The organism is Streptomyces sp. H39-C1 (genome assembly GCF_027158125.1).
Taxonomy (GTDB): domain Bacteria; phylum Actinomycetota; class Actinomycetes; order Streptomycetales; family Streptomycetaceae; genus Actinacidiphila; species Actinacidiphila fildesensis.
Map to the genome: position 1 here is coordinate 1 of NZ_JAPVLS010000070.1, position 24,325 is coordinate 24,325.

Annotated in this window: 19 protein-coding genes and 1 pseudogene; 16 read left to right on the forward strand and 4 right to left on the reverse strand. The window is 71.8% G+C overall.

Going from position 1 to position 24,325, the window contains the following annotated elements; all coding sequences use genetic code 11:
• Nucleotides 1-125: 125 nt before the first annotated feature.
• Nucleotides 126-1,193: a fatty acid desaturase family protein gene (locus O3W51_RS34595; protein ID WP_138355212.1), complete on the reverse strand. Its 1,068-nt coding sequence runs from the start codon at nt 1,191-1,193 to the stop codon at nt 126-128.
• A 145-nt stretch (nt 1,194-1,338) separates the two neighbouring features.
• On the opposite strand from O3W51_RS34595, the gene O3W51_RS34600 reads away from it, so the two are divergent.
• The 5 genes from O3W51_RS34600 to recQ all read left to right on the forward strand — a co-directional run bounded on the left by O3W51_RS34600 (nt 1,339) and on the right by recQ (nt 9,447).
• Entirely contained in the window at nt 1,339-1,854 is a 516-nt protein-coding gene (locus tag O3W51_RS34600) for a GNAT family N-acetyltransferase (RefSeq protein ID WP_138355213.1), read from the forward strand.
• A 107-nt stretch (nt 1,855-1,961) separates the two neighbouring features.
• A complete protein-coding gene (locus O3W51_RS34605) occupies nt 1,962-4,391 on the forward strand; it encodes a Tex family protein (RefSeq protein ID WP_269288287.1) in 2,430 nt (809 codons plus the stop codon).
• An 83-nt stretch (nt 4,392-4,474) separates the two neighbouring features.
• Complete coding sequence (locus tag O3W51_RS34610; RefSeq protein WP_138355214.1) at nt 4,475-5,368, forward strand: oxygenase MpaB family protein; 894 nt, start codon at nt 4,475-4,477, stop codon at nt 5,366-5,368.
• 60 nt (nt 5,369-5,428) lie between these two features.
• A complete protein-coding gene (locus tag O3W51_RS34615) occupies nt 5,429-7,417 on the forward strand; it encodes a Xaa-Pro dipeptidyl-peptidase (protein WP_269288288.1) in 1,989 nt (662 codons plus the stop codon).
• Between the two features lie 86 nt (nt 7,418-7,503).
• Nucleotides 7,504-9,447 carry a DNA helicase RecQ gene (recQ, locus tag O3W51_RS34620; protein WP_138355215.1) on the forward strand — a complete coding sequence of 648 codons (1,944 nt, stop codon included), beginning with the start codon at nt 7,504-7,506 and terminating at the stop codon, nt 9,445-9,447.
• Here recQ and O3W51_RS34625 read toward each other — a convergent pair.
• Together O3W51_RS34625 and O3W51_RS34630 are read right to left on the reverse strand one after the other, a co-directional pair.
• Nucleotides 9,444-10,334, reverse strand: coding sequence for a hypothetical protein (locus O3W51_RS34625; RefSeq protein WP_443048373.1), 891 nt, complete (start codon nt 10,332-10,334; stop codon nt 9,444-9,446). The genes recQ and O3W51_RS34625 overlap by 4 nt on opposite strands.
• Nucleotides 10,335-10,407: 73 nt before the next feature.
• Nucleotides 10,408-11,523, reverse strand: coding sequence for a baeRF3 domain-containing protein (locus O3W51_RS34630; RefSeq protein ID WP_138355217.1), 1,116 nt, complete (start codon nt 11,521-11,523; stop codon nt 10,408-10,410).
• A 336-nt stretch (nt 11,524-11,859) separates the two neighbouring features.
• Between O3W51_RS34630 and O3W51_RS34635 the strand changes: the two genes are divergently transcribed.
• The 8 genes from O3W51_RS34635 (at nt 11,860) to O3W51_RS34670 (ending at nt 21,674) form a co-directional block, all read left to right on the forward strand.
• On the forward strand, nt 11,860-13,140 hold the full coding sequence (locus O3W51_RS34635; protein WP_138355218.1) for an alginate lyase family protein: 1,281 nt from the start codon (nt 11,860-11,862) through the stop codon (nt 13,138-13,140).
• A gap of 93 nt (nt 13,141-13,233) precedes the next feature.
• Nucleotides 13,234-14,040, forward strand: a complete 807-nt coding sequence (locus tag O3W51_RS34640) for an SDR family NAD(P)-dependent oxidoreductase (RefSeq protein ID WP_138355219.1) — start codon at nt 13,234-13,236, stop codon at nt 14,038-14,040.
• Nucleotides 14,041-14,351: 311 nt separating this feature from the next.
• Nucleotides 14,352-15,434: a rod shape-determining protein gene (locus O3W51_RS34645; RefSeq protein WP_138355220.1), complete on the forward strand. Its 1,083-nt coding sequence runs from the start codon at nt 14,352-14,354 to the stop codon at nt 15,432-15,434.
• Nucleotides 15,435-15,501: 67 nt separating this feature from the next.
• On the forward strand, nt 15,502-16,539 hold the full coding sequence (locus tag O3W51_RS34650; protein ID WP_138355221.1) for a rod shape-determining protein: 1,038 nt from the start codon (nt 15,502-15,504) through the stop codon (nt 16,537-16,539).
• Between the two features lie 148 nt (nt 16,540-16,687).
• Nucleotides 16,688-17,956 (forward strand): lipase family protein, encoded by a 1,269-nt coding sequence (locus O3W51_RS34655; protein ID WP_232485096.1) that lies wholly within the window; start codon nt 16,688-16,690, stop codon nt 17,954-17,956.
• 213 nt (nt 17,957-18,169) lie between these two features.
• Nucleotides 18,170-19,039, forward strand: coding sequence for a chitosanase (locus O3W51_RS34660; RefSeq protein WP_138355223.1), 870 nt, complete (start codon nt 18,170-18,172; stop codon nt 19,037-19,039).
• Between the two features lie 147 nt (nt 19,040-19,186).
• A complete protein-coding gene (locus O3W51_RS34665) occupies nt 19,187-20,419 on the forward strand; it encodes a transglycosylase family protein (RefSeq protein WP_138355224.1) in 1,233 nt (410 codons plus the stop codon).
• Nucleotides 20,420-20,600: 181 nt separating this feature from the next.
• Complete coding sequence (locus tag O3W51_RS34670) at nt 20,601-21,674, forward strand: rod shape-determining protein (protein ID WP_138355225.1); 1,074 nt, start codon at nt 20,601-20,603, stop codon at nt 21,672-21,674.
• 24 nt (nt 21,675-21,698) lie between these two features.
• Here the strand turns inward: O3W51_RS34670 and O3W51_RS34675 are convergent, their stop codons facing one another.
• Entirely contained in the window at nt 21,699-22,172 is a 474-nt protein-coding gene (locus O3W51_RS34675; protein ID WP_187145142.1) for a cupin domain-containing protein, read from the reverse strand.
• 379 nt (nt 22,173-22,551) lie between these two features.
• Between O3W51_RS34675 and O3W51_RS34680 the strand changes: the two genes are divergently transcribed.
• The 3 genes and pseudogenes from O3W51_RS34680 to O3W51_RS34690 all read left to right on the forward strand — a co-directional run.
• Nucleotides 22,552-22,911 (forward strand): ABC transporter substrate-binding protein, encoded by a 360-nt coding sequence (locus O3W51_RS34680; RefSeq protein WP_232485097.1) that lies wholly within the window; start codon nt 22,552-22,554, stop codon nt 22,909-22,911.
• A gap of 10 nt (nt 22,912-22,921) precedes the next feature.
• On the forward strand, nt 22,922-23,362 hold the full coding sequence (locus O3W51_RS34685) for a ribosomal maturation YjgA family protein (protein ID WP_138355226.1): 441 nt from the start codon (nt 22,922-22,924) through the stop codon (nt 23,360-23,362).
• Nucleotides 23,363-23,389: 27 nt separating this feature from the next.
• A pseudogene (locus tag O3W51_RS34690) lies at nt 23,390-24,196 on the forward strand (YndJ family protein); the annotation flags it as partial.
• Between the last annotated feature and the right edge of the window lie 129 nt (nt 24,197-24,325).

Consider the following 24,325-nt stretch of genomic DNA (forward strand, 5'->3'; position numbering starts at 1 on the left):
ATTCTCACCGAACCCGAACCCGGCCTGTTCGCTCAGCCCCGCACCTGAGTACCAGTCCGCCCCGCCGACCAGGACTCCTCACCCAACCCCAAGCATCAACCGGACATCAGGTCACGTACCGCACTCTAAGAGGTGGGGGCCGCTTCGCGCAGCGGGGCGCCGACCTCGTGCATGTGGCTGAGCGCCTGGGCGTACGAGTCGAGCAGCCCGGTCTCGGTGTAGCGGACGTCCAGCCGGTCGCAGTGCTCGCGGACCAGCGGCTGGGTGAGGCGCAGATGCGGGCGGGGCATGTTCGGGAAGAGGTGGTGCTCTATCTGGTAGTTGAGCCCGCCGAGGAACCAGTCGGTGACCAGCCCGCCGCGTACGTTGCGCGAGGTGAGGACCTGACGGCGCAGATGGCCCCAGCGCGACCCCGGCTCCGGCATCTCCATGCCCTTGTGGTTCGGGGCGAAGGCGGAGCCCAGGTGCAGACCGAACAGCGCGTGGTGCAGCAGCGCGAAGGCGATGGCCTGGCCGACCGGCATCGCGATCAGCAACAGGGAGATGTAGCCGAGGAGATGGGTGGACAGCAGGGCGCCCTCGACGCCGCGCTCGCGTGCGGGGCGGCTCTTGAGGCTCTGGAAGCTGGACACCTTCAGCGCGATGCCCTCCAGCAGCAGCATCGGGAAGAACAGCCGTGCCTGGTGCCGGGTGAGGAAGCGTGCGAAGCCCTGCCGTTCGACGGCCTGGGCCCGCGTCCAGACCAGTGCGCCCACCTCGACGTCCGGGTCCTTCTCGATGTGGTTGGGGTTGGCGTGGTGCCGGTTGTGCTTGTCGTTCCACCAGCCGTAGCTCATACCGAGCAGCAGATTCGCGTGCACCAGGCCGATGAGCCGGTTGCGGTCCCGGCTGCGGGCGATCTGCTGATGTCCGGCGTCATGGCCGAAGAAGGCCGTACGGGCACCGAAGACCGCGGCCGGCAGGGCGAGGAGCAGCACCAGCCAGGAGCCGCCGAGCAGCAGCACCCCGCTCCATATCGCGCCCAGCGCGACCAGGTTCAGGGCGATCGCGGCGGCGTAGTACCCGGGCCTGCGTTTGAAGAGCCCGTGCTCCTTGACGACCCGCAGCAAGGGGGCGAAGTCGCTGCCCGCCGGACAGTCGGCGCCGTCGGCGGCGTCGGTGACAGGGGCTGCGAGAATGCTGACGGGGGGCATGGGTGCTCCTCGATGCTGGCGTGCGGAATCCGTATGTCGAACCTACGGATCAGCGGCCCGGAGCAGCCATGACGGCATCACCCCAACCGCTGGGGTGCCAAGCCCCCGGATATTCGGGGGCTAACCCCCGCACGGTCCTGCAAGTATGGGCTGCGTGACGGCAACAACAGACCACGCTGCCCGGTGGGAGACCGTCCCCCTGGCGCCGGGGCATCCCGAGGCATCCGCGCTGCTGCGGCAGTACTACGTCGAACTGGTCGCCCGGTACTACGACCGGCCGGCGACCGACGCGGAGGTGGACCAGGTCCTGCTGGACGAGCTCAGCGACGACTTGGTCGTTCCCACCGGTCACTTTCTGGTCGTACGCCGTGACGGCGTGCCGATGGGATGCCTGGGCGTGCGGGTGCTGGACCGGGACACCGGTGAACTGACCCGGATGTTCGTTCGCTCCGAAGCCCGGGGCCAGGGCGTCGCGAGCCGGCTGATCGCCGCCGCGGAACTCGCCGCGCGCGACATCCTGGGCGTGGCCGTGCTGCGGCTCGACACCCGCAAGGACCTGGTGGAGGCCCGCGCGCTGTACGCCAAGCACGGATACCGCGAGATCCCCGCCTACAACGACAGCCAGTACGCCGACCACTGGTTCGAGAAGACGCTGGTCTGACTCCGCCGGGGGCGCGGTACGGCTGCGGGCCGTCCGCGCCGTCCCGGCCCGCGCGGGCATAATGCACGCAGAAGTCCAGCGGAGAGAGCAGGTTCAGCATCGTGACGATGTCTGTTGCAGGGTCGGTCGGGCCGTCGGTCGAGCGCAGGATCGCCGAGGAACTCGGGGTACGGCAGGCACAGGTGCAGGCGGCCGTCGATCTGCTCGACGGCGGCGCCACCGTGCCGTTCATCGCCCGCTACCGCAAGGAAGCCACCGGCACCCTCGACGACGCGCAGCTGCGCACCCTGGAGGAGCGGCTGCGCTACCTGCGGGAGCTGGACGAGCGGCGGGCCGCGATCCTGGAGTCCGTGGAGTCGCAGGGCAAGCTGGACGACGCGCTGAAGGCGCAGATCCTGGCCGCCGACTCCAAGGCGCGGCTGGAGGACATCTACCTGCCCTTCAAGTCCAAGCGGCGCACCAAGGCGCAGATCGCCCGTGAGGCCGGTCTGGAGCCGCTGGCGGACGCGCTGCTGGCCGACCCGGGGCTCGACCCGCAGACGGTGGCCGCCGGTTACGCCGACGCGGAAAAGGGCGTCGAGGACGCGGCCGCCGCGCTGGAAGGGGCCCGCTCCATCCTCACCGAGCGGTTCTCCGAGGACGCCGACCTGGTCGGCGAACTGCGCACCCGGATGTGGTCCAGGGGCCGCCTAGTGGCGAAGGTGCGCGAGGGACGGGAGGAGGCCGGCGCCAAGTTCTCCGACTACTTCGACTTCACCGAGCCGTTCGCCAAGCTCCCCTCGCACCGCGTGCTGGCCATGCTGCGAGGCGAGAAGGAGGACGTCCTCGACCTCACCCTGGAGCCCGAGGAGCCCAGCGAGGGCCCCAGCAGCTACGAGCGCAGCATCTCGCACCACTTCGGCATCGCCGACCGGGGACGGCCGGCCGACCGCTGGCTGGCGGACACCGTGCGCTGGGCCTGGCGCACCCGCTTCCTGGTCCGGCTCGGCATCGACCTGCGCGGACAGCTGCGCCAGGGCGCCGAGGACGAGGCGGTCCGGGTCTTCGCCTCCAACCTGCGCGACCTGCTGCTCGCCGCACCTGCCGGCACCCGCGCCACCATGGGCCTCGACCCCGGGTTCCGCACCGGTGTGAAGGTCGCCGTCGTCGACGCCACCGGCAAGGTCACCGCCTTCGAGACGATCTACCCGCATGTGCCGCGCAACAAGTGGGACGAGTCGGTCGCCACCCTCGCCCAGCTCGCCCGCGAGCACTCCGTGGACCTGATCGCGATCGGCAACGGCACGGCGTCACGCGAGACCGACAAGCTCGCCGCCGACCTGATCCGGCTGCACCCGGACCTGAAGCTGACCAAGGCCGTGGTCTCCGAGGCCGGCGCCTCGGTCTACTCCGCGTCCGCCTACGCCTCCGCGGAACTCCCGGAGCTGGACGTCTCCATCCGCGGCGCAGTCTCCATCGCCCGGCGCCTGCAGGACCCGCTGGCCGAACTCGTCAAGATCGATCCCAAGTCGATCGGTGTCGGCCAGTACCAGCACGACCTGTCCGAGCTGAAGCTGTCGCGCTCGCTGGACGCGGTCGTCGAGGACTGTGTGAACGGTGTCGGCGTCGACGTCAACACCGCCTCCGCGCCGCTGCTGCGCCGGGTCTCGGGCATCACCGAGGGCCTGGCGGGCAACATCGTCGCCCACCGTGACGCCAACGGGCCCTTCCGGTCCCGCAAGGCGCTCAAGGACGTCGCCCGGCTCGGCCCGAAGGCGTACGAGCAGTGCGCGGGCTTCCTGCGGATCCCCGGCGGCGACGACCCGTTGGACTCCTCCAGCGTGCACCCCGAGGCGTACCCGGTGGTGCGCAGGATCAGCGCCACGGCCAAGACGGACATCCCGTCGCTGATCGGCAACGGCACCGTGCTCCGGGCCCTGAAGCCGCAGGACTTCGTCGACGACTCCTTCGGGCTGCCGACCGTCACCGACATCCTCGCCGAGCTGGAGAAGCCCGGCCGCGACCCGCGACCCGCCTTCAAGACCGCCACCTTCAAGGACGGCGTCGAGGAGATGAAGGACCTGCAGCCCGGCATGCTGCTGGAGGGCGTGGTCACCAACGTCGCCGCCTTCGGTGCCTTCGTCGACGTCGGCGTTCACCAGGACGGCCTGGTGCACGTCTCGGCGATGTCCCAGAAGTTCGTCTCGGACCCGCGCGAGGTCGTCAAGCCCGGTGACATCGTGCGGGTGAAGGTCCTCGAGGTCGACATCCCCCGCAAGCGCATCTCGCTGACGCTGCGGCTGGAGGACGAGGCCACGCCGCGCGGTCCGCGGGACGACCAGCGTCAGGGCGGCGGCGGCGGTGGCGGCGAGCGCCGGGGCGGCCCGCCCCGTCAGGCCCGGGGAGGCCAGGCCCGGGGCGGCCAGGGCGGCGGCCGGGGCGCCCGCGACGACCGCGGTGACCGGCGCGGCGGCGGTTCCGCGGCTCCGGCGCCCGGCGGCGCCATGGCCGACGCGCTGCGCCGCGCGGGCCTGGACCAGGGAAAGGGCGGCCGCTGACCCGTCGTCACTTTCTACGGCCGGCGCGGGCGCGCCGGCCGTAGAGTGGGTTACCGCCGGTGCCGGGAACCAGGGGGTATGCCGTGGGACGCTACGACCACTTACGCGAGATCCGCCGGCTCGATCCTGAGCGGGACTTCCTGCGGATCTACCGGATCAGCGCGACCCTCGAATTCCCCTGGGACTTCGCACGGGCCCTTGAGCTCGCCCTCTACCGCACCTACGCCGTCCCCAGCATCGGGCGGCTGCTCGCGGAGACCGCGGAGCTGACGGACCGTTCGCAGAAGCGCTACGACGACACCGCGCTGCTGCTCGACGCCGTCGTCGAGCACGGCTTCGCGAGCGGGAGCGGCCGCACCGCGATCCGCCGCATCAACCAAATGCACGGGCGCTACGACATCAGCAACGACGATCTGCGGTACGTGCTGTGCACGTTCGTCGTCATGCCGAAGCGCTGGCTCGACGTGTACGGCTGGCGGCGGCTGTCGCCGCACGAGCTGCGCGCCACGGCCGCGTACTACCGCACCCTCGGCGCACACCTGGGCATCACGGAACTCCCGCGGACCTTCGAGGAGTTCGAGTCGCTCCTCGACGCCTACGAGGTGGCGCACTTCGGCTGGGACGAGGGCGGCCGCAAGGTTTCCGACGCGACCCTGGACCTGATGGCGTCCTGGTACCCGGCCCCGCTCGCCCCGCTGGCCCGTGCCGGTGCCCGCGCGCTGCTCGACGACTCGCTGCTGCGCGCCTTCCGCTACCCGGCGCCGTCCCCGGCGGGCCGGGCCGCGGTGCGCGGAGCGCTGCGGCTGCGGGCCCGCGCGGTCCGGCTGCTGCCGCCGCGCCGCACTCCGCACTACGCCCGCCAGAACCCGGAGATCAAGGGATACCGGAACGGCTTCGACATCGCGGAACTGGGCACCTTCGGGCCGGGCGGCTGTCCGGTGCCGCACGACCGGGCCGGGCACAACCGCCCCGGCTGAACCAGAAGTTGTCTCGTATCCCCCTTCTGTCATGGCGGGTACAACCGCTACGGTCCGCCCGTGCTCATACATGCGCGGGGAACCCGCACCCATTGGATATCCGCCGTGGTGGCAGTACTCGCCGCCCTGGCCGCCGTACTCACCGCACCGACCGCCGCACACGCGAACACCCGGGACGCGGGGACGGTACGGCAAGGACTGAGCCAACCCGACTACTCCTATGCCGACGCCATCCGCGAATCGGTATGGGTGGACACCGGACTCGACGGCGACGCGGACGGCAAGGCCGACCGCGTCGCCGTCGACATCGTCCGGCCCAGTGAACCCGCCAAGGCCGGCCGGAAGATCCCGGTGATCATGGATGCCAGCCCCTACTACTCCTGCTGCGGACGCGGCAACGAGGGTCAGCTGAAGACGTACGACGCCAACGGCCACATCGTCCAGGCGCCGCTCTTCTACGACAACTACTTCGTACCGCGCGGCTACGCCGCCGTCCTGGTCGACCTGGCGGGCACCAACCGCTCCGACGGCTGTGTCGACGTCGGCGGCCGGTCCGACATCCAGTCCGCCAAGGCCGTCGTCGACTGGCTGAACGGCCGCGCCAAGGGCTACAGCGCCCGTGCCGGCGGCCAGTCCGTCAAGGCGAGCTGGACCACCGGCGCCGTCGGGATGATCGGCAAGAGCTGGGACGGCACCATCGCCAACGGCGTCGCCGCCACGGGGGTCGCCGGTCTGAGGACCATCGTGCCGATCAGCGCGATCAGCTCCTGGTACGACTACTACTTCCACCAGGGCGCGCCGCTCCAGGACGGCCCCGAGTGGCTGTCGGACGCCGTCGAGAGCCCGGACGCCCAGGCCCACTGCGCCGCCCAGCAGCAGAAGATCATCGCCGGTTCGCCGCGCACCGGTGACTGGACCCCGTTCTGGACCGAGCGCGACTACGTCAAGGACGCGGACAACGTGCGCGCCAGCGTCTTCGCCGTCCAGGGCATGCAGGACCTCAACGTCCGCACGAAGAACTTCGGTCAGTGGTGGGACGCCATCGCCGCCAACGGCGTCGAGCGCAAGGTCTGGCTGTCGCAGACCGGACACGTCGACCCGTTCGACACCCGCCGCACCACCTGGGTGCCGACCCTGCAGCGCTGGTTCGACCACTACCTGCTGGGCGTGCGCAACGGCATCGAGCGCGAGCCGATGGCCGACATCGAGCGCACCCCCGACCACTGGACCACCGACCGTGTCTGGCCGCCGGCCGCGACCACCGGCACCCGGCTGAACCTGCGCGCCGGCACCACGCCCGGCGTCGGCACCCTCGGCACGAAGCCCGCCGCCCACGGCAGCACCGCGTCGTTCACCGACGACCCGGCGCTGTGGGAGGAGGACTGGGCCGCCCAGCCCGACGCCGCCAACCCCGCCAGGACGGCGTTCACCACCGGGGTCCTCACCAAGGACCTGCGGCTGTCCGGCAACGGCACGGTCACCGTCACCGCGACGTCCTCCACCACCAGCGCGCACCTGTCGGCGGTGCTGGTCGACCTCGGCCCGGCGACCATCCGGAACTATCTGGGGGCGGGCGAGGGCATCAAGACCCTGGCCACCCGTTCCTGCTTCGGTGACAGCACGGCCGGTGACAGCTCGTGCTTCCTCGACACGGCGGCGGACACCACCACCGTCGACCACACCGTGTTCAGCCGGGGCTGGGCCGACCTCGGCCACTACGCGTCCCTCGACCACGGAGTGCCGCTGACCCCGGGCAAGCCGTACACGATCACTCTGAAGCTGGCCGCCACCGACCATGTGATCCCGGCCGGCCACCGCCTCGCCGTCATCGTCGCGGGTACCGACGGCGGGCTGATCCTGCCCGCCGACACCACCCCGAAGATCACCGTCGACCTGGCCCGTTCGGGTGTGAACCTGCCGCTCGTCGGCGGCTACGGCGCTCTGCGCACCTCCACCGCGGCGGTGACCCCGCAGGCCCGCGGGCTGCGCGCGCCGGCCGTCCCGCGCCCGGCGTTCGACGGGCTCCCGGCGGCGGCGCGGCTGCGCTGACACCGAACGGTCCCCGTCCCGGCCGGACCCGGCCGGGACGGGGAATCGTGTCATGGCGGGCACCGTGCTCCTCGTAGACTGCCCGGATGACTGCTGCTGCCCTCGACGAGACGTCCGAGACGAGCGACGCGCTGCGCGTCCTGCACCGTGTGTTCGGCTACGGGTCGTTCAGAGGGGCGCAACAGGAGATCATCGATCATGTGGTCGCGGGCGGTGACGCCCTCGTCCTCATGCCGACCGGCGGCGGCAAATCGCTCTGCTACCAGATCCCCGCCCTGGTCAGGGACGGCGTCGGTGTGGTCATCTCGCCGCTGATCGCCCTTATGCAGGACCAGGTCGACGCGCTCACCGCGCTCGGTGTGCGGGCCGGATTCCTGAACTCCACGCAGGACATGGACGAGCGCCGGTCGGTCGAGGCGGCCTTCCTCTCCGGCGAGCTGGACCTGCTCTACCTGGCGCCCGAGCGGCTGCGCTCCGAGGCGACGCTGCGGCTGCTGGACCGCGGCACGATCTCGCTGTTCGCGATCGACGAGGCGCACTGCGTCGCCCAGTGGGGCCACGACTTCCGGCCCGACTACCTCATGCTGTCGGCGCTGCACGAGCGCTGGCCCAAGGTGCCCCGCATCGCGCTGACCGCGACGGCCACCGAGGCCACCCACGGCGAGATCGCGTCCCGGCTGAACCTCAAGGACGCCCGGCACTTCGTGGCGAGCTTCGACCGCCCGAACATCCAGTACCGGATCGCCCCGAAGGACGACCCGAAGAAGCAGCTGCTGGAACTGCTGCGCACCGAGCACCCCGGTGACGCGGGCGTCGTCTACTGCCTCTCGCGTGCCTCGGTGGAGAAGACCGCCGAGTTCCTGGTGGGCAAGGGCATCGACGCGGTGCCGTACCACGCCGGTCTCGACTCGCGGGTCCGGGCGGCGAACCAGTCGCGGTTCCTGCGCGAGGACGGGGTGGTGGTCGTCGCGACCATCGCGTTCGGCATGGGCATCGACAAACCGGACGTGCGCTTCGTCGCCCACCTGGACCTGCCCAAGTCCGTCGAGGGCTACTACCAGGAGACCGGCAGGGCCGGGCGTGACGGCCTGCCGTCCACGGCCTGGCTCGCGTACGGCCTCCAGGACGTCGTGCAGCAGCGCAAGATGATCGAGACGTCCGAGGGCGACGAGGCCCACCGCCGTCGGCTGGGCACGCACCTCGAAGCCATGCTGGCGCTGTGCGAGACCGTGGAGTGCCGCCGGGTGCGGCTGCTGGCCTACTTCGGCCAGCAGAGCACCGCGTGCGGGAACTGCGACACCTGTCTGACCCCGCCGGAGTCGTGGGACGGCACCATCCCCGCGCAGAAGCTGCTCTCGACCGTGCTGCGGCTGGAGCGCGAGCGCCACCAGAAGTTCGGCGCCGGCCAGATCATCGACATCCTGCTCGGCAAGAAGACGGCCAAGGTCATCCAGTTCGACCACGACACACTGTCGGTGTTCGGCATCGGCACCGAGCTCGGGGTGTCCGGCTGGCGCGGTGTCGTCCGCCAGCTACTGGCCCAGGGGCTGCTCGCCGTCGAGGGCGACTACGGCACGCTGGTGCTCACCGACGCGAGCGCCGAGGTGCTGGGCCGCAAGCGCGAGGTGCTGCTGCGGCGCGAGCCGGAGAAGGCCGCCCGTGCGGAGAAGTCGGCCAAGTCCCGCCGGGCCGCTCCCGTCGACCTGCCCGAGGCACTGTTGCCGGTGTTCGAGAAGCTGCGCGCCTGGCGTGCCGCCAGCGCGAAGGAGCAGGGCGTCCCCGCGTATGTGATCTTCCACGACGCGACCCTGCGCGAGATCGCCACGGCCGCTCCCGCGGACCTGGCGGCGCTCGGCACGATCAGCGGCGTCGGCGAGAACAAGCTGGCGAAGTACGGGCAGCAGATCCTGGACACGCTCTCCGGCACCGAGCGCGAGCCGGAAGCGGCGGACGAGCCGGAGGGGTTCGGCGACCTGCCGGAGCCGGAGGACGCAGAGGATCCGGCGGGGGAGCCCGACCCGGAGTTCTAGGGAGGCGGCCCCTGGCCGGCCCGCGCCGAGCGGACCGCACCCGCGAGGGCGAGGACCCACAGCGCGAGGGTCGGCCACAGCAGCGCGCGCCCGGCGGTCTCCGCCGCCGGGACGTCCGCCGCCGCGGCGACGGCGAGGCAGGCCACCGCCGTCATCCCGAACGGGAAGACCGTCGACCAGCGGCGGACGTCGTAGTGCGGGCGCGGCCACCGCACCTCGCACACCAGCAGCACGGCGAACCAGCACAGGTCCAGCACCAGCAGCACGAGGGTGACCACGCGCAGTGTTCCGTGCGCCGAAGGGGCCCAGCGCAGGGGTCCGTTCACGGCCGCCGCGGTGACGAGTTCGGAGCCGGCGAGCGCGCCGCCGGCCACCCACTGATCGCCGCTGCCGGTCCGCAGCTGGCGGACGTCGAAGCGCGGCAGCACGGCGGCGTAGAGCAGCAGGCCCAGCACGAAACACACCAGCGCCGCCCACATCAGCCAGGTCTGCCGCTCGGCGAGAGCGAGGCTCCCGGCCAGTACGGCCAGGCCCTCGGTGGCGACGCAGACGAGGAAGCCCGCCCCCGGCAACCCGGGCTTCCAGTGCCGGACGACGGACGGCAGCAGCACCGGCCACAGCCCGGCGGCCACGATCAGCAGGGCCGCCGCCACGCCCTGGCGGCCCTGGAGCGACAGCCGGGTGCCCAGCACAGTCGTCGCGGCGATCGAGGTGAGCGCGGCCGGGGTCCCGGCCTGTGCCTTCCAGGTGCCGCGGTCCAGCAGCAGCCGGTCGGCGAAGAGCACCGCGAGCAGCAGCCACGCCGCGACCGCCACCACGAGGAAGACCGCGGAGGCCGCGTCGTACCCGGTCAGCCGCAGGCCGACCGAGATGATCGCGGTCGCCATCGCGGCCCCTCCGGCGGCGGGCGGGCGATCGGCCCACCAGTGCCGCGCGGTCACCCGTGCGGGCACCGGACGGTCAGTAGCGCAGGACGAGGGCGACCCGGCCGTCGTCGCTGAGCGAGTCGTCCGGGACGAAGCGGACCTCGGTCTCCTTGTCCAGGGCGGCCTCGATGAGCTGGTCGACGACGTCCTCCTCGACGCCGTCGGCCGCCGTGCCGCCCTCGACCGGCACCAGGTGGCCGTCCTGGATGCGGGCCGCGGCCTGGAAGTGCTCCTCGACCAGCAGCAGCGATCCGCGGCCCTCGGTGACCGCCCGCCAGGCCTCGTCGAGGCCGCCGGCGAAGCGGCGCCGGCCGCGCGCGGAGTCGAGCTCCTCCAGCCCATCGGCGTTCCGCTTGGCCGTGTACTCCTCGAACACCGGCCGCAGCCGTTCCGAGAGCTCGTGCGCGGGCGCCTTGTCGAGCCCGGCGCGGTCGAGGCGGCCCACCAGATCCTGCGGGTGCTGGGACAGCTCCGCCAGGAGGGTGACGGTGCTGGCCGTACCGACCAGGAAGACCGGCCGGCGCTCCTGGTTCAGTGCCTTGTCCAGGGCGGCGTCGACGGACCGCAGGTACTGGCGCATCCGCTCTTCGCGCTGGTGGCCGGGGACGGAGCCGATGTTCGGCCCGGGGACGGCGTCCTCCGGGTCCGGGATCCCGGGCTTCAGCGGGAAGCCGTGGCGCTCGACGGGCACCAGCCGTTCGCCGGATCCCTCCCAGAGCAGCGTCGCCTCCTCGGACACCACGAGCACCCAGTACGGGCGGGCGTACAGCCGCGCGGCGACGAGGTTGCGGGTGAGGAAGGTGTTGGCGAAGACGAGGCGTTCCTGGATCTCCACGGGGGAGGACAGTTGCCAGATGTGCCGTTCCCCGGGGGCGAGCAGGACCAGCAGCCCGTCCTCCGCGTGCAGGAAGTCGACGTCCTGAGCCACCAGGTCCAGCTGCCCCTCCAGGTCGAGCCGGTCCGCGCGCGAGACCTGCGGGTCGTCCGTGAGGCGCTTGCGCGCTTCCTCGAGCAGGTTGCGCAGCCGGATGGGGTCCTGGGCGTTGTCCGGCCGGTGCCGGTGGGTGGGCATCAGCAGCGAGACCGCCGGATAGGGCCGCGGCCGGCGCAGACCTTCGAGGATCGCGGGGGTCAGTTCACTGGTGTGCATGCTCGCCCTCTCCACATGCCCGCCGCGGGAGCGGGCGGATCCGTCCTACCAGGGGAACAGGCTTACGGGCGGAGCGCGACTCGCAGAGCACCACTCGCGGGGTGCCGGGCGGGCCTCGGGAGCCCCGATTCCATCTTCTGAACGCCGTTCCGCGGGTCAAAGGGAATCCTTCGCCCGAAACCCGGCCAATCGAAGGCCGGGTCGACGCGAATCCTTGACGTGTTCACGGGTTTCTTCTAACTTCGCCTCTCACCACGATGGTTCATACCAATGCACATAGTTCACAGGTGTGAATCTCGGGGAGTTGACGCCACCCCCCACCGGAAGGCACCCCCCATGCGCACCGGAACCACTCCGCGCCCCCCACGCAGGCGGAGAACCCTGGTCATCGCCTTCGCCGCCGTCGCGGGCCTGCTCTCGGCAGGCCTGGTCGCGGGCCCTGCCCTCGCCGCCAGGACGGCATCCGCCGCACCGCAGAGCCGAACCGTCGCCGCCGCACCGAAGAGCCCTGCGGTCGCCGGCGCCCCCGCCACGTTCGCCCATCCCGGTGTGCTGGTGAGCCGCGGTCAGCTCGACTTCGTCCGTGCCCAGGTCCGGGCGGGTGCCCAGCCCTGGAAGGCCGCCTACGACAAGATGCTCGCGAGCCCGTACGCATCCCTGTCGCGCACCCCGAAGCCGCGCTCCGTCGTCGAATGCGGCTCGTACTCCAACCCCAACTACGGCTGTACGGATGAGCGCGAGGACGCCATCGCCGCGTACACCGACGCGCTGGCCTGGTACATCGGCCAGGACCACCGCTACGCCGACAAGGCCGTCCAGCTCATGGACGCCTGGTCCGCGGTCATCACCAACCACACCAACAGCAACGCACCGCTGCAGACCGGCTGGGCCGGCTCGACCTGGCCCCGCGCCGCCGAGATCATCCGCTACACCGGGGCCGGCTGGTCCTCGGCCGGTGTCACCCGCTTCGCGACCATGCTGCGCAACGTCTACCTTCCGAAGGTCATCAACGGCTCCCAGAGCAACGGGAACTGGGAACTGAGCATGATGGAGGCGGCCGTCGGCATCTCGGTCTTCCTGGAGGACCGCGCCAGCTACGACAAGGCCATAGCCAAGTTCCGCGGCCGGGTGCCCGCCTACATCTACCTGCCCTCCGACGGCGCCCTCCCCAAGGCACCGCCCGGCGGCAGCATCGACACCAGCGCGGAGATCATCAGCTACTGGCAGGGCCAGCGCACGTTCACCGCGGGCCTGACCCAGGAGACCTGCCGCGACTTCACCCACACCGGTTACGGCATCTCGGCGATCTCGCACATCGCGGAGACCACCCGCATCCAGGGCCAGGACCTCTATCCCGAGGTCGGTGAGCGACTGCGCCAGGCGCTGGGCTTCCAGGCCAAGTACCAGCTCGGCGCGGCCGTACCGTCCTCGCTGTGCGGCGGACACCTCAACCTGGGCCTCGGCCCGGTCACCGAGGTCGGCTTCAACGCGCTGCACAACCGGCTCGGCATCGCGATGGCCAACACCCAGCGGCTCACCGAGCAGCAGCGTCCCGCGGGCTCGAACAACCTCTTCGTGGCCTGGGAGACCCTGACCCACGCCGCCAACGCCGGCTGACCACCGGGGCGACAGATACGGGGCCGGGCCGGTAGGGCGCCGAGGCTCTCCTACGCTGGGGGGTTCGATCACCCCTCCAGGAAGCAGCGCGCGATGCACCAGCCCGGCCCGGTACCCGATGCCACCGATGTCCCACCGTTCCCCGCCACCGGCCGCCGAGTACTGGTCAGCGGTGCCTCGCGCGGCCTGGGCAGGGCGCTTGCCCAGGCATTCGCGGCCAACGGCGACCGGGTGGCAGTGCACTACGGCTCGCGCCGTGAGGAGGCCGAGGAGACCCTGGCGGAGCTGCCGGGCACCGGCCATGTCCTGCTGGGCGCCGATCTCGCGGACCCGGCGGCCACGGCCCGGCTGGCGGCCGATGCGGCCGACGCTCTCGGCGGCATCGACGTCCTGGTGAACAACGCGGCCGTCAACACCCCGCACCCGCCCGCGACCACCGGCTACGAGGAGTGGACCGACACCTGGCAGCGGCATGTCGCCGTCAACCTGCTCGGCACGGCCAACCTCAGTCATCTCGCCGCGAACCGGATGATCGCCGCGGGCACCGGCGGCCGCATCGTCAACATCGGCTCGCGCGGTGCCTTCCGCGGTGAGCCGGACCATCCCGCCTACGGCGCGACGAAGGCGGCGGTCCACGCACTGGGCCAGTCCCTGGCCGTCGCACTGGCACCGCACGGCATCGCGGTGGCGTCCGTCGCGCCCGGCTTCATCGAGACCGACCGGGTCGCCCACCGGCTGGCCGGCGCCGGCGGCGAGGCGATCCGCGCGCAGAGCCCGTTCGGCCGGGTCGCCGCGCCCGCCGAGATCGCGGCCGCCGCCCTGTGGCTCGCGTCGCCCGCCGCCCTGTGGGCCTCCGGGACCGTCCTGGACGTCAACGGCGCCTCCTACCTGCGGACCTGACGGACCGGGAGCCATCCGCTCGCCGGTCGCCGCGGGCGGCAATCCTCCGTACGGGGTCTTCACTCGAACGTGTGAAACGCGCGGCGTCTGCGCGGGGCGAGTCGTCGGGGACGGCGTCGGCGTGCTTGCCCGGTGCGGACAGCCGGACGCGCCTCCGGCCGCCGTCCGCTCGCGACGAACGGTCCTGACACGCCCCGACCTGACGTGTCCCCAGTCGGCGCATTCCAGCGGGCGATCACCGGGGGCCGCCCTCATGGTGAAGGGAAGGCCGCCGCACGAGCGGCCGGATCCACCGTTCGAGAGGCACCACCGTGACCGACAGCTTGCACGATCTGCGCCGCTGTACCTTGGCGATCGATCTGGGGGCTGCACGGACCCGCGTCTATGCCAAGCGCGCCGGACTGATCGTCGACGAACCGAGCCTGGTGGCCGTCGACATCCGTAACGGGCGCCTTGTCGCGATAGGCGGCCTGGCCGAGCGCATGGCCGGCCGTACCGCCGAATACGTGCGCGTGGTCCGTCCGTTCTCCGGCGGAACCGTCGTCGATGTGGACATGGGCATCCTGATGCTGCGCCACCTCCTCGGCGACAAGGCGCGCAGGGCCTGGCTCCGTCAGTCCAAACCGCGGATAGCGGCGGCCGTCCCGTACGGCGCAGGACCGCAGGCACGCCGGATCCTGTCCGAGACGCTGACGGACCTGGGCGCCCGGCAGGTGGAACTGGTCCACGCCCCGCTCGCCGCCGCGGTGGGTTCCGCGATCCCGGTCGGACAGCCCGAAGGCAGCATGATCGTGATCTGCGGTGCGTCCGAGACCCAGGTCGCGGTGCTCTCCTTCGGCGGGATCATCGCGGGCGAGGTCCTCCCGGTCGGGGGGAACGCCATGGACGACGCGGTGCTCGAACACCTGCGGATCCACCACGATCTGATACTCCCGCACCAAGGGCTGCTGCCGCTGCACCAGGTGCTGTCCGAGGCGGTGGCGGAGCCGCAGTCGAACACCGAGGTGCACGGCAAGGACGTGTCCAGCGGACTCGCCCGCTCCCTGAACCTGGAGACCGGCGGGGTGCGGGAGGCGATGCGCGATCCGCTGTCCGCGCTGGTGAGCGGTATCGGCCGGGTGCTGCGGCGCTGCCCGCCGGACCTGGTGGTCGACATCGCCGACCGCGGCATCATCCTCACCGGCGGCAGCGCCGTCCTGCCCGGTCTCGACACCATGCTGGGGACCGCGACCGGCATGCCGGTGCACATCACGAAGGACCCCGCGCTCTCCACCGTGCTGGGTCTGGGCATGATGATCGAATCTGCCGAGGCCACCGAACCCGCCGTCGAAGAAGAGGTGGCGGAGGTCCGGCCGGAGAGCGCTGTGCGGGCGGCGAGCCAGGAACTCGCATGACCACCCGGTCGTACGGGCCGGCCACGTCCATATCTTCCGGGGAACTCCCCGGGGTCGGGAGCGCGTGATGACCCTGGCACCGGTTCTGGAGCGCTTGCGACGGTGCACCGTCGCCGTGGACCTGGGAGCCGACAGGACCCGGGTCTACCTCAGGGGCCACGGCCTGATCGCCGACGAGCCCAGCGTCGTCGCGTTCGACACCGAGCGCGGCGAGGTGGTCGCGATCGGCACCACCGCGGAACAGCTGACCGGCCGCGCGCCGGAGCACCTCCTCGTCATCAAGCCGGTGGCGGGCGGAATGGTGGTCGACGTCGAGATGGCGCGGCGTCTGCTCCGGCATGTGGCGGGGTCCAGACTGCGCCGGGCCAGGCTGCGCACCCCGGTGCTCAGGGCAGCCCTGAGCCTTCCGTACGACGCCCCGCCGGTCGCGCGGCGCACCGCGCTCGAGACGCTGGCGGGCCTCGGACTGCGCCGTGTCGAGCTGGTGGACTCGCTGCTCGCGGCGGCCGTCGGCTGCGGACTGCCCGTGGAGTACCCGGAAGCGGCCATGATCGTGCTGGCGAACGCCGACAGTACGCAGGTGGCGGTGCTCTCGATGGGCACGGTGGTGGCCGCCGAGACCGTGCCGGTGGGAAGCGACACCATCGACCGGGCCGTCGTGGAGTACTTCCGCGGCCACCACGAACTGGCGCCGTCCTTCCAGACCGTGAAGTCGCTGCGCGAGGCGATCGGCGGGACCGCGCCCGCGGCCGAGGCGGACGTCGAGCTGAACGGCCGGGACATCGTCAGCGGCCTGGCCCGCTCGGTGACGGCCGACGCCCACGCGGCGCGGGACGCGATGCGTGGCCCGCTGCGGCCGATCCTCGACGGGGTCAGCATGGTCCTGCGGCGCTGCCCGCCGGACCTGGTGGTCGACATCGCGGACAGCGGACTCACGCTCGGCGGCTCCATCTCCCGGATGCCGGGCCTGGACTCCCTGCTCCGGTCCGCCACCGGGCTACGGGTGCAGATCGCGGAGCATCCGGACGGGTGTGTGGCGCGGGGAATGGGCGCGATGATGGAAGGGCGGATCCTTCCGGCGCGGCAGAGCGTGGCGGTCAGGTAACCGGCACGCCGGATTCCCCCCGGAGCAGGGGTGTTGCCGGCCCCACCCCCGTCGGGTGTGTGGGGCCATGGAGCGGCGTAGCGCGGGACGGAAGGCTGAGGGGAGCAGAAACCCAGTGCTCACCGCACCTTCACCGCAGGGGAAGCCCATGTCCCGATCCGCTCGTACCGCCCGCAGCACCCACATCGCCCGGGCCGCGGCCACCGCGCTCGTCCTCGCCCTCGTCGCCGGTGTGCCGGCCGCCGCACTCGCGGCCGACGGCCGCCCCGCCGCCGCGGGATCGGCCGCTCACCACGCGGACGGCCGCGGCACGTTGCTCTCCGCCGTGCCCGTCGCCCTGCTGAACCGTACGAAGACGGACGCCTACGTCGAGAGCCAGGGATTCGACGTGCCCGGCGCGCGGTACGCGACCGCCTCGTACCGCATCACGTACCGCACGATCGGCACCGACGGCCGGCCGACCACCGCCAGCGGCCTGGTCTCCCTGCCGGTCGGCGGGCCCCGCGAGCTGCGGACCGTCTCCTATGAGCACGGCACGCGCGCCGAGAAGAAGGGCGTGGCCTCCACGGACCCGGACACCGCGGACCGCGCGGTCGCGGTGATGTTCGCGGGCGCCGGGTTCGCCGCCGTGGCCCCCGACTACCTCGGGCTGGGCACCGGCCCCGGACATCACCCGTACATGGACATCGGCACGGAGACCAGCGCCTCGCTGGACATGCTGCGCGCGGCCCGTACGTTCGCGGCCGGCCACGGCCGGACGCTGCAGCGGCAGGTGCTGGTCACCGGATTCTCCCAGGGCGGGGTGGCCTCGATGGGGCTCGGCCGGGCGCTGCAGGGCGGAGCCGACCCGTACTTCAGGCTGCAGGCGCTCGCGCCGGTCAGCGGCCCGTTCGACGCGCGCGGCGCGGAGCTTCCGGCCGCGTTCGACGGCCGGCTCGACCCGGCCATCGCCGCCTACTACCTCGGCTACTTCACGACGTCCTGGAACCGCCTGTACCCGCTCTACGGTTCGACCTCCGAGGCGTTCCTGCCGCCTTACGACCGGACCGTGGAGCAGCTCTTCGACGGCAGCCACAATGACGAGGAGATCCTCGGCGCGCTGCCGGGCGACCCGCGCAAGCTGTTCACCCCGGCCTTCATCGACACACTGCAGCACCCCACGGGCGCGTTCGCCGAGGCGCTGCGCGTCGGGGACTCCACCTGCTCGGACTGGACGCCGCGGGTGCCGGTACGGATCTTCGCCACCGAAACCGACCGGGACGTGGCGATCGCCAACAGCGAGCACTGCCAGGCGCAACTGCGGGCGAACGGGGTGCACGCGCCCCTCCTCCACGCGGGCGAGGCGGGGCACATGTCGTCGCCGTTCGTGGCCTACCCGCAGATCCTGAGCTGGTTCGAGGAACTGCGCCGGGGCTGAACCGGAGTCGGCCCCGATCGTATTCGGGGCCGATCCGGAGCCGATTTCGGGCCGAACCCGAACGGATCCGGAACTGATCATTGAACTGCCTCTTGGCGTTCCTTCGTTGCGGTGCTTGAATACACCCGCCCGGTTAGGAAAGTTTCCTAACTAAGGCGTGGGCAACCTCCTGAGCCCCGAAGTGGCCGCCCCCCGGCCGGAAGCGGAGAGCACGTGAACGACCACCGCGCAGGACGATCCCGTAAGCGCCTGACCCTTCTCATAGCTACCGGACTGCTGGCAGCAGGCGCCACCCCCCTGGTGATCGCGGCCAACGGCAACGCCGCGACGCCGGTGGCCGCGCACAGCGCCGGTGTCAAGGCTGCGGCGGGCGTCGGTCTCGACGACGCCCACAAGAAGGACATCGCGATGCAGCTGGTCTCCAGCGCAGAGAACTCCTCGCTGGACTGGAAGTCGCAGTACAAGTACATCGAGGACATCGGTGACGGCCGCGGCTACACCGCCGGCATCATCGGCTTCTGTTCGGGCACCGGTGACATGCTGGACCTCGTCCAGCTGTACACGGACCGCAAGCCCGGCAACGCCCTTGCCAAGTACCTCCCCGCGCTGCGCAAGGTCAACGGCACCGAATCGCACTCGGGCCTCGGCTCCGCGTTCGAGAGCGCCTGGAAGACCGCCGCCAAGGACGCCGCGTTCCAGACCGCGCAGAACGACGAGCGCGACCGGGTCTACTTCAACCCGGCTGTCAACCAGGCCAAGTCCGACGGCCTGCGCGCGCTCGGCCAGTTCGCCTACTACGACGCGATCGTGATGCACGGACCGGGCACCGACAGCACCAGCTTCGGCGGAATCCGCAAGACCGCCATGAAGAAGGCCAAGACCCCCGCCCAGGGCGGAAACGAGACAACGTACCTCAATGCCTTCCTCGACGCCCGCAAGGCCGCGATGAAGACCGAGGAGGCGCACAGCGACACCAGCCGTGTCGACACCGAGCAGCGCGTCTTCCTCCAGAAGGGCAACTTCGACCTCAACCCGCCGCTGAGCTGGAAGGTCTACGGCGACAGCTACAACATCGCCAACTGATCGCCGGCGGGGCGGGCCGCACCGGAAGCCATCGGGTGCGGCCCGCCCCAACAGCCGCTCCACGTGCGCCCCTTGTGGTGGCCAAATCGTTGCGTCTACCCTGTGGGGCGCCAGTCCGGCCCCCGGTCGTGGAAGAGGACGAGGTCTATGCCCTTACGTGGTCGTCACCGCCGCTACCGGCCCAGCCGGGTCTCGCAGGCCTCCCTGACCGTCACCGCCGGCGGAGCGGGTCTCGCCCTGCCGCTGATCAGCGTCAGCGGCGCGGCGGCAGCGCCGCTCAACACCTGGGACAAGGTCGCTCAGTGCGAGAGCACCGGGGACTGGAACATCAACACCGGTAACGGGTACTACGGCGGGCTGCAGTTCGCGTCGAGCACCTGGAAGGCCTACGGCGGCACCGCGTACGCCTCCCGCGCCGACCTCGCGTCGAAGTCCGAGCAGATCGCCGTCGCGGAGAAGGTACTGCGCGGCCAGGGACCGGGAGCATGGCCGGTGTGCGGCCCCCGGGCCGGGCTCACCCGCGACAGCGCGGCTCCGCAACAGGCCCCGGCGCACCCGAAGAAGACCACTCCCGTGAAGACACCGGTGAAGGTCTCCACGAAGGCCGCGCCCGCCAAGTCGGCACCGGCCGCCAAGCCCTCCTCGCCCTCGACACCCGGCAGGACCACGGCCGACGCGTATGTCGTCGTCAGCGGCGACACGCTGTCCGGTATCGCGGCGGACCATCACACCAAGGGCGGTTGGCCCCAGCTGTACTCGGCCAACCGGCAGATCGTCGGCGGCGATCCCGACCTGATCTTCCCCGGCCAGCATCTCAGCCTCACCGGTACCGAGCGTCCCGTGGCCAGGACCCAGGCGCCCGCCGTGAAGCCGCAGCAGCACGAGAAGGCGGCGCCCGCCAAGGCCCCCGCCAAGCCGGCGGCGACCCACAAGGCGGCGCAGAAACCGGCCCAGAAGCCGGCGCAGTCCGGATCGACCTTCATGGCACCGGTCAGCGGGGTCAGCCCGAGCACCCCGTACCACGCGTCCGGCGCCAGCTGGTCGAGCGGGTACCACACCGGCGTCGACTTCCCGGTCTCCACGGGCACCTCGGTGAAGGCCGTCGGCAACGGGACGGTCGTCTCCGCGGGCTGGGGCGGCGCGTACGGCTACCAGGTCGTCATCCGCCACACCGACGGCAGGTACAGCCAGTACGGGCATCTGTCGCAACTGTCCGTACGGTCCGGGCAGCCCGTCAACCGCGGTCAGCAGATCGGGCGTTCCGGCTCCACCGGCAACGCCACCGGACCGCATCTGCACTTCGAGATCCGCACCGGGCCCGAGTACGGCTCGGACATCAACCCCCTCACCTACCTGCGGGCACACGGCGTCAGCATCTGACGCCGGCGGGACCGCCGGTACCCGGCGCCGGGCCGCCCCGGCACACCCGTCGGCCGCCGGGGCGAGGGAATTCACTCTTTCGAGGGACAACGCGCAGCGGGCACCACCGCGCGCGTGAAGGCGGGCATGCCTTCATGACGACAGGTCAGGCCCGGCCCAGGTATCCCTCCGAGGAGTCACCATGACGCTCCCTCAGCTGCTGAACGTCTTCACCAGCCGGCAGCAGACCGACTCGCCCGTCCCGCACGGGGCGTCCAGCGCCCTCGACCTCGTGGTGGACCTGGGAACGGCGACCACCCGGGTGCACAGCCGGAACGGCCCGGTGAGCGAGGGCGCCTCGGTGGTGGCCGTGCGTACCGGGACCAACAAGGTGCTGGCGATCGGCGAGGACGCCCGGAAGATGCTCGGCCGCACCCCGCCCGGCATCGTCGCCACCTCCCCGCTGCGCCACGGGGCGATCACCGAGTTCGAGGCGGCGTCACGGCTGCTGTGGCACGTGCTGGGACGCAGACGGCAGTGGACGGCGTGGGCGCCGCCCCGGGTGATGGTCACCGTCCCGGTCCTGGCCACTTCGGTGGAGCGCCGGGCCCTGCAGGACGCGCTGCACGCGGCCGGCGCCCGCCAGGTGCGGATGCTGCCCAAGCCGATGGCCGCCGCGCTCGGCGCCGGGCTGCCGGTGTGGGACGGCGACGGGTGCATGGTCGTCGATGTCGGAGCGGGCACCACCGACGTGGCCGGGTTCGCCTTCGGCAGCATGGTCGCGTCCTCGTCCACCGCCGCGGCCGGGGACACCTTCGACGAGGTGATCGCCGCCCACCTGGAGAGCCGGCACGGGCTGGCACTGGGCGTCCGCCGGGCGCAGGACATCAAGACCGGCCTGAGCGGTACGCCCGGCGCACGGGGCCCGGCCGCGCTGTCGGTGACCGGCCTCGACGGCGACACCGGCCGGCCCCGTACGGTGCAGGTGACCATGGCCGAGCTGACCGAGGTCGTCGCGCCCTACGTACGGATGATCGCCGAGACGGTCGGCGCGGTACTCGAACAGAGCCCGGCCAGCGTCGCCGACGACATCGCCCGGCAGGGGCTGGTGCTGACCGGCGGCGGCTCGCTCATGGGCGGCCTGCGCGAACTGCTCGCCGAAGTGGTCGGCATGCCCGTCATCCCGGCGGCCGATCCGATGTCCTCGGCGATCCTCGGTGCCCGCAAGTACCTCACCGAGGCGAAGTTCCTGCCCCAGCAGATGCTCCCGGTCTGATCCGGCGGCCGGGTGCGCCGCGGCTCAAGGCGCTTCGGTGCCGGGGTCGCCCAGGACGTACAGCCCCGGGAGGTTGACGACGACCGCCTCCTGGGTGCTGCGCGCGATCACGACGACGGCCTCCTCGTCGTCGCTCGGGTTCTCCTCGCGGTGCGGGACGAAGGGCGGCACGAAGATGTAGTCGCCGGGCGAGGTGCGCAGCCTGACCTCTTCCCTGACACCGTTCGACTCGTCGAGGAAGACGAACTCGGGGTGGCCGCTGACGACATGGATCGCGGTCTCGGACGCGCCGTGATGGTGGTCGGAGGACGCGGTGGCCGGCGCGACGTGCGTCTGGCCCATCCAGATGCGCTCGGAGCCGACCGCGGGCCGGCCGCCTACCGGTCGCCGGACGGCCGTCCGTGCGAGTCCTGTGGCGTCCCCGTTCCCCCTGTTGACGGCGGTGCCGCTGCCGCCTGCTCCAGGCCCCTCCTCGTCGCCGTACCGCTGCACGTGCACCCGCGCGCCGTTCCCCCGCCGACACCGCACGCCCGCACGTTCCGCACACCCTCACTCCGAATCCTTCCGCGCCCTCGGTACCCGACGAGGCGCCGTACGGCGCTGCCCCCATGCCCCCGCCCGCGCATGTTCCGCACGGCCGAAAAGGGTGGCGCACGCCCATGCAGTTCTTCCGCACCCCCTCCACCACCGCGGACGCCGACCTACCCGCCACGCTCCCCGCGGGCCTCGGCAGACGCTCGTTCCTCGGGCTCGCCCTCGGCGCCGGCGCCGTCCTCACCCTGGCCGCCTGCGGCTCGGACGCCCCCCGGCCACCGCCGGCGGCACCGGAGGAACCCTCAAGTGAGGCTGGGCGCTGCCCACTTCATGGGACCCGGTGATGTCCTCGGCGGGCTGGGACGTGCACGTCCTGTCGCTCGTCTACGCGGGCCTCACCAAGGAGAACGAGAAGGGCGACCCGGTTCCCGCCCTCGCCGAGTCCTGGGAGTACAACGCCGACGGCACCTCGGTCACCTTCACGCTGCGCAAGGGGACGACGTTCAGCGACGGCACCCCGCTCGACGCCACTGCCGTCAAGAAGAGCATCGAACGCGGCCGGGACCACCCGAAGTCACTCATCGCCGCCCAACTGGCCAACTCCGACTCGGGGCGACCCTGGGGGATCCGGTCCGGCGCCGCCCCGGCCGGGCGCCGGCCTGCGGGGCGGCCGTCCGGCGCCCGTCGCCTCCGCGCCGCATAGGGTCTCCGGCATGAACGACTCCTTGAGGCGCGGCGGACCATTGTCGACACGGCTGTTCGCCGTCGGCGCCGCCGTGCTGACGGTCGCGGTGGCGCTGGGCGTCAGGGCGGGCGCCACAGGTGCGACGGAAGCGGTCGGCAAGTACGCCGGGGACGCGCTGTACACCGTGCTGCTCCACGCGCTGGTCGTCCTCGCCGCGCCTCGGGTGAAGCCCCTGGTGGCGGTCGCGGTCGCCCTCGGCGTCAGCTGGGCCGTCGAGTTCGCTCAGCTCAGCCCGGTACCCGGCGAACTGTCCGCGCGCAGCACACTCGCGCGCCTGGTCCTCGGGTCCACCTTCAACGCGCCCGACCTGTTCTGGTACGCCGTCGGAGCGGTGTTCGGCTGCGTCGTCCATTTCATGTTGAACGCGTTCAGTTCTCGGCGTACAGTCGGCGTCGTACGGGAGAATTGAACGCGTTCAACGTAGGGGTGGGGCGCCGTGACGGCTCTGGTGAACCTGATCGTCATGCTGGGCATGCTCGTCGTGGTCCCGTGCGGACTCACGCTGATCCACGGGCCGGGTATCGCCGCGGTCCGTGTGTTCTGGCTGGTCGGCGCCGTGCCGGGGAGCGTGGCGCTGTGGCTGCCGCGCGGCGGTCCGGCGACCGGGCTCGCCGCCGTCTACGCCGCCGCCACCGTGGTCCTCGCCGCCACCGCTCCGTTGCGGCTGGCCCGCACCCGGTCGCTCGCGCCCCGCGAGATCGCGGTCCTGACCGCGCTCGTCACCCCGTCGGTGGCGGGACTGGCGCTGGTCGCCGAGCGGTCGGGCCACCGGCTCCTCGGCTTCGATCTGAAGATCCTCGAGCTCACGGTGCCGCACTTCCACTTCGCCGGCTTCACCGCCGCGCTCATGGCCGGGCTGGTCTGCCGCGCCACCCCAGGCCGGGTCGCGGGCCGGCTCGCCGCGTTGAGCGTGCCGGTGGGAACGCTGCTCGTCCTGGCCGGCTACTTCATCGACGACTGGGCCGAGCTCGCCGGAGCCGTCGTCCTCACCGCCGGAATGTGGCTGGTGGGCCTGCTCACCTGGCGCGAGATCCGCACCGGCGCCCCCGATGGGCTCACCCGCGGTCTGCTCGGCACATCGGCGGCCGTTCTCCTGGCGACGATGCTGCTCGCCCTGAGCTGGGCCCTGGGGGAGGCCACCGGCATTCCGCACCCCACGCCGGCCTGGATGGCGGCGACCCACGGCCTCGGCAACGCCCTCGGCTTCGCGCTGTGCTCGGTGCTCGCCTGGCGCCGACTGCGGCCGTCGGATGAACAGCCATACGAACGGCGGGATGAACAGCGAGTTGAACGGCCGGTCGAGCGGACGGCCGCTCAGCCGGACGTACGGCTGGAACCCGATGGACGGCTGGAACCCGGTGGACGACTGGAA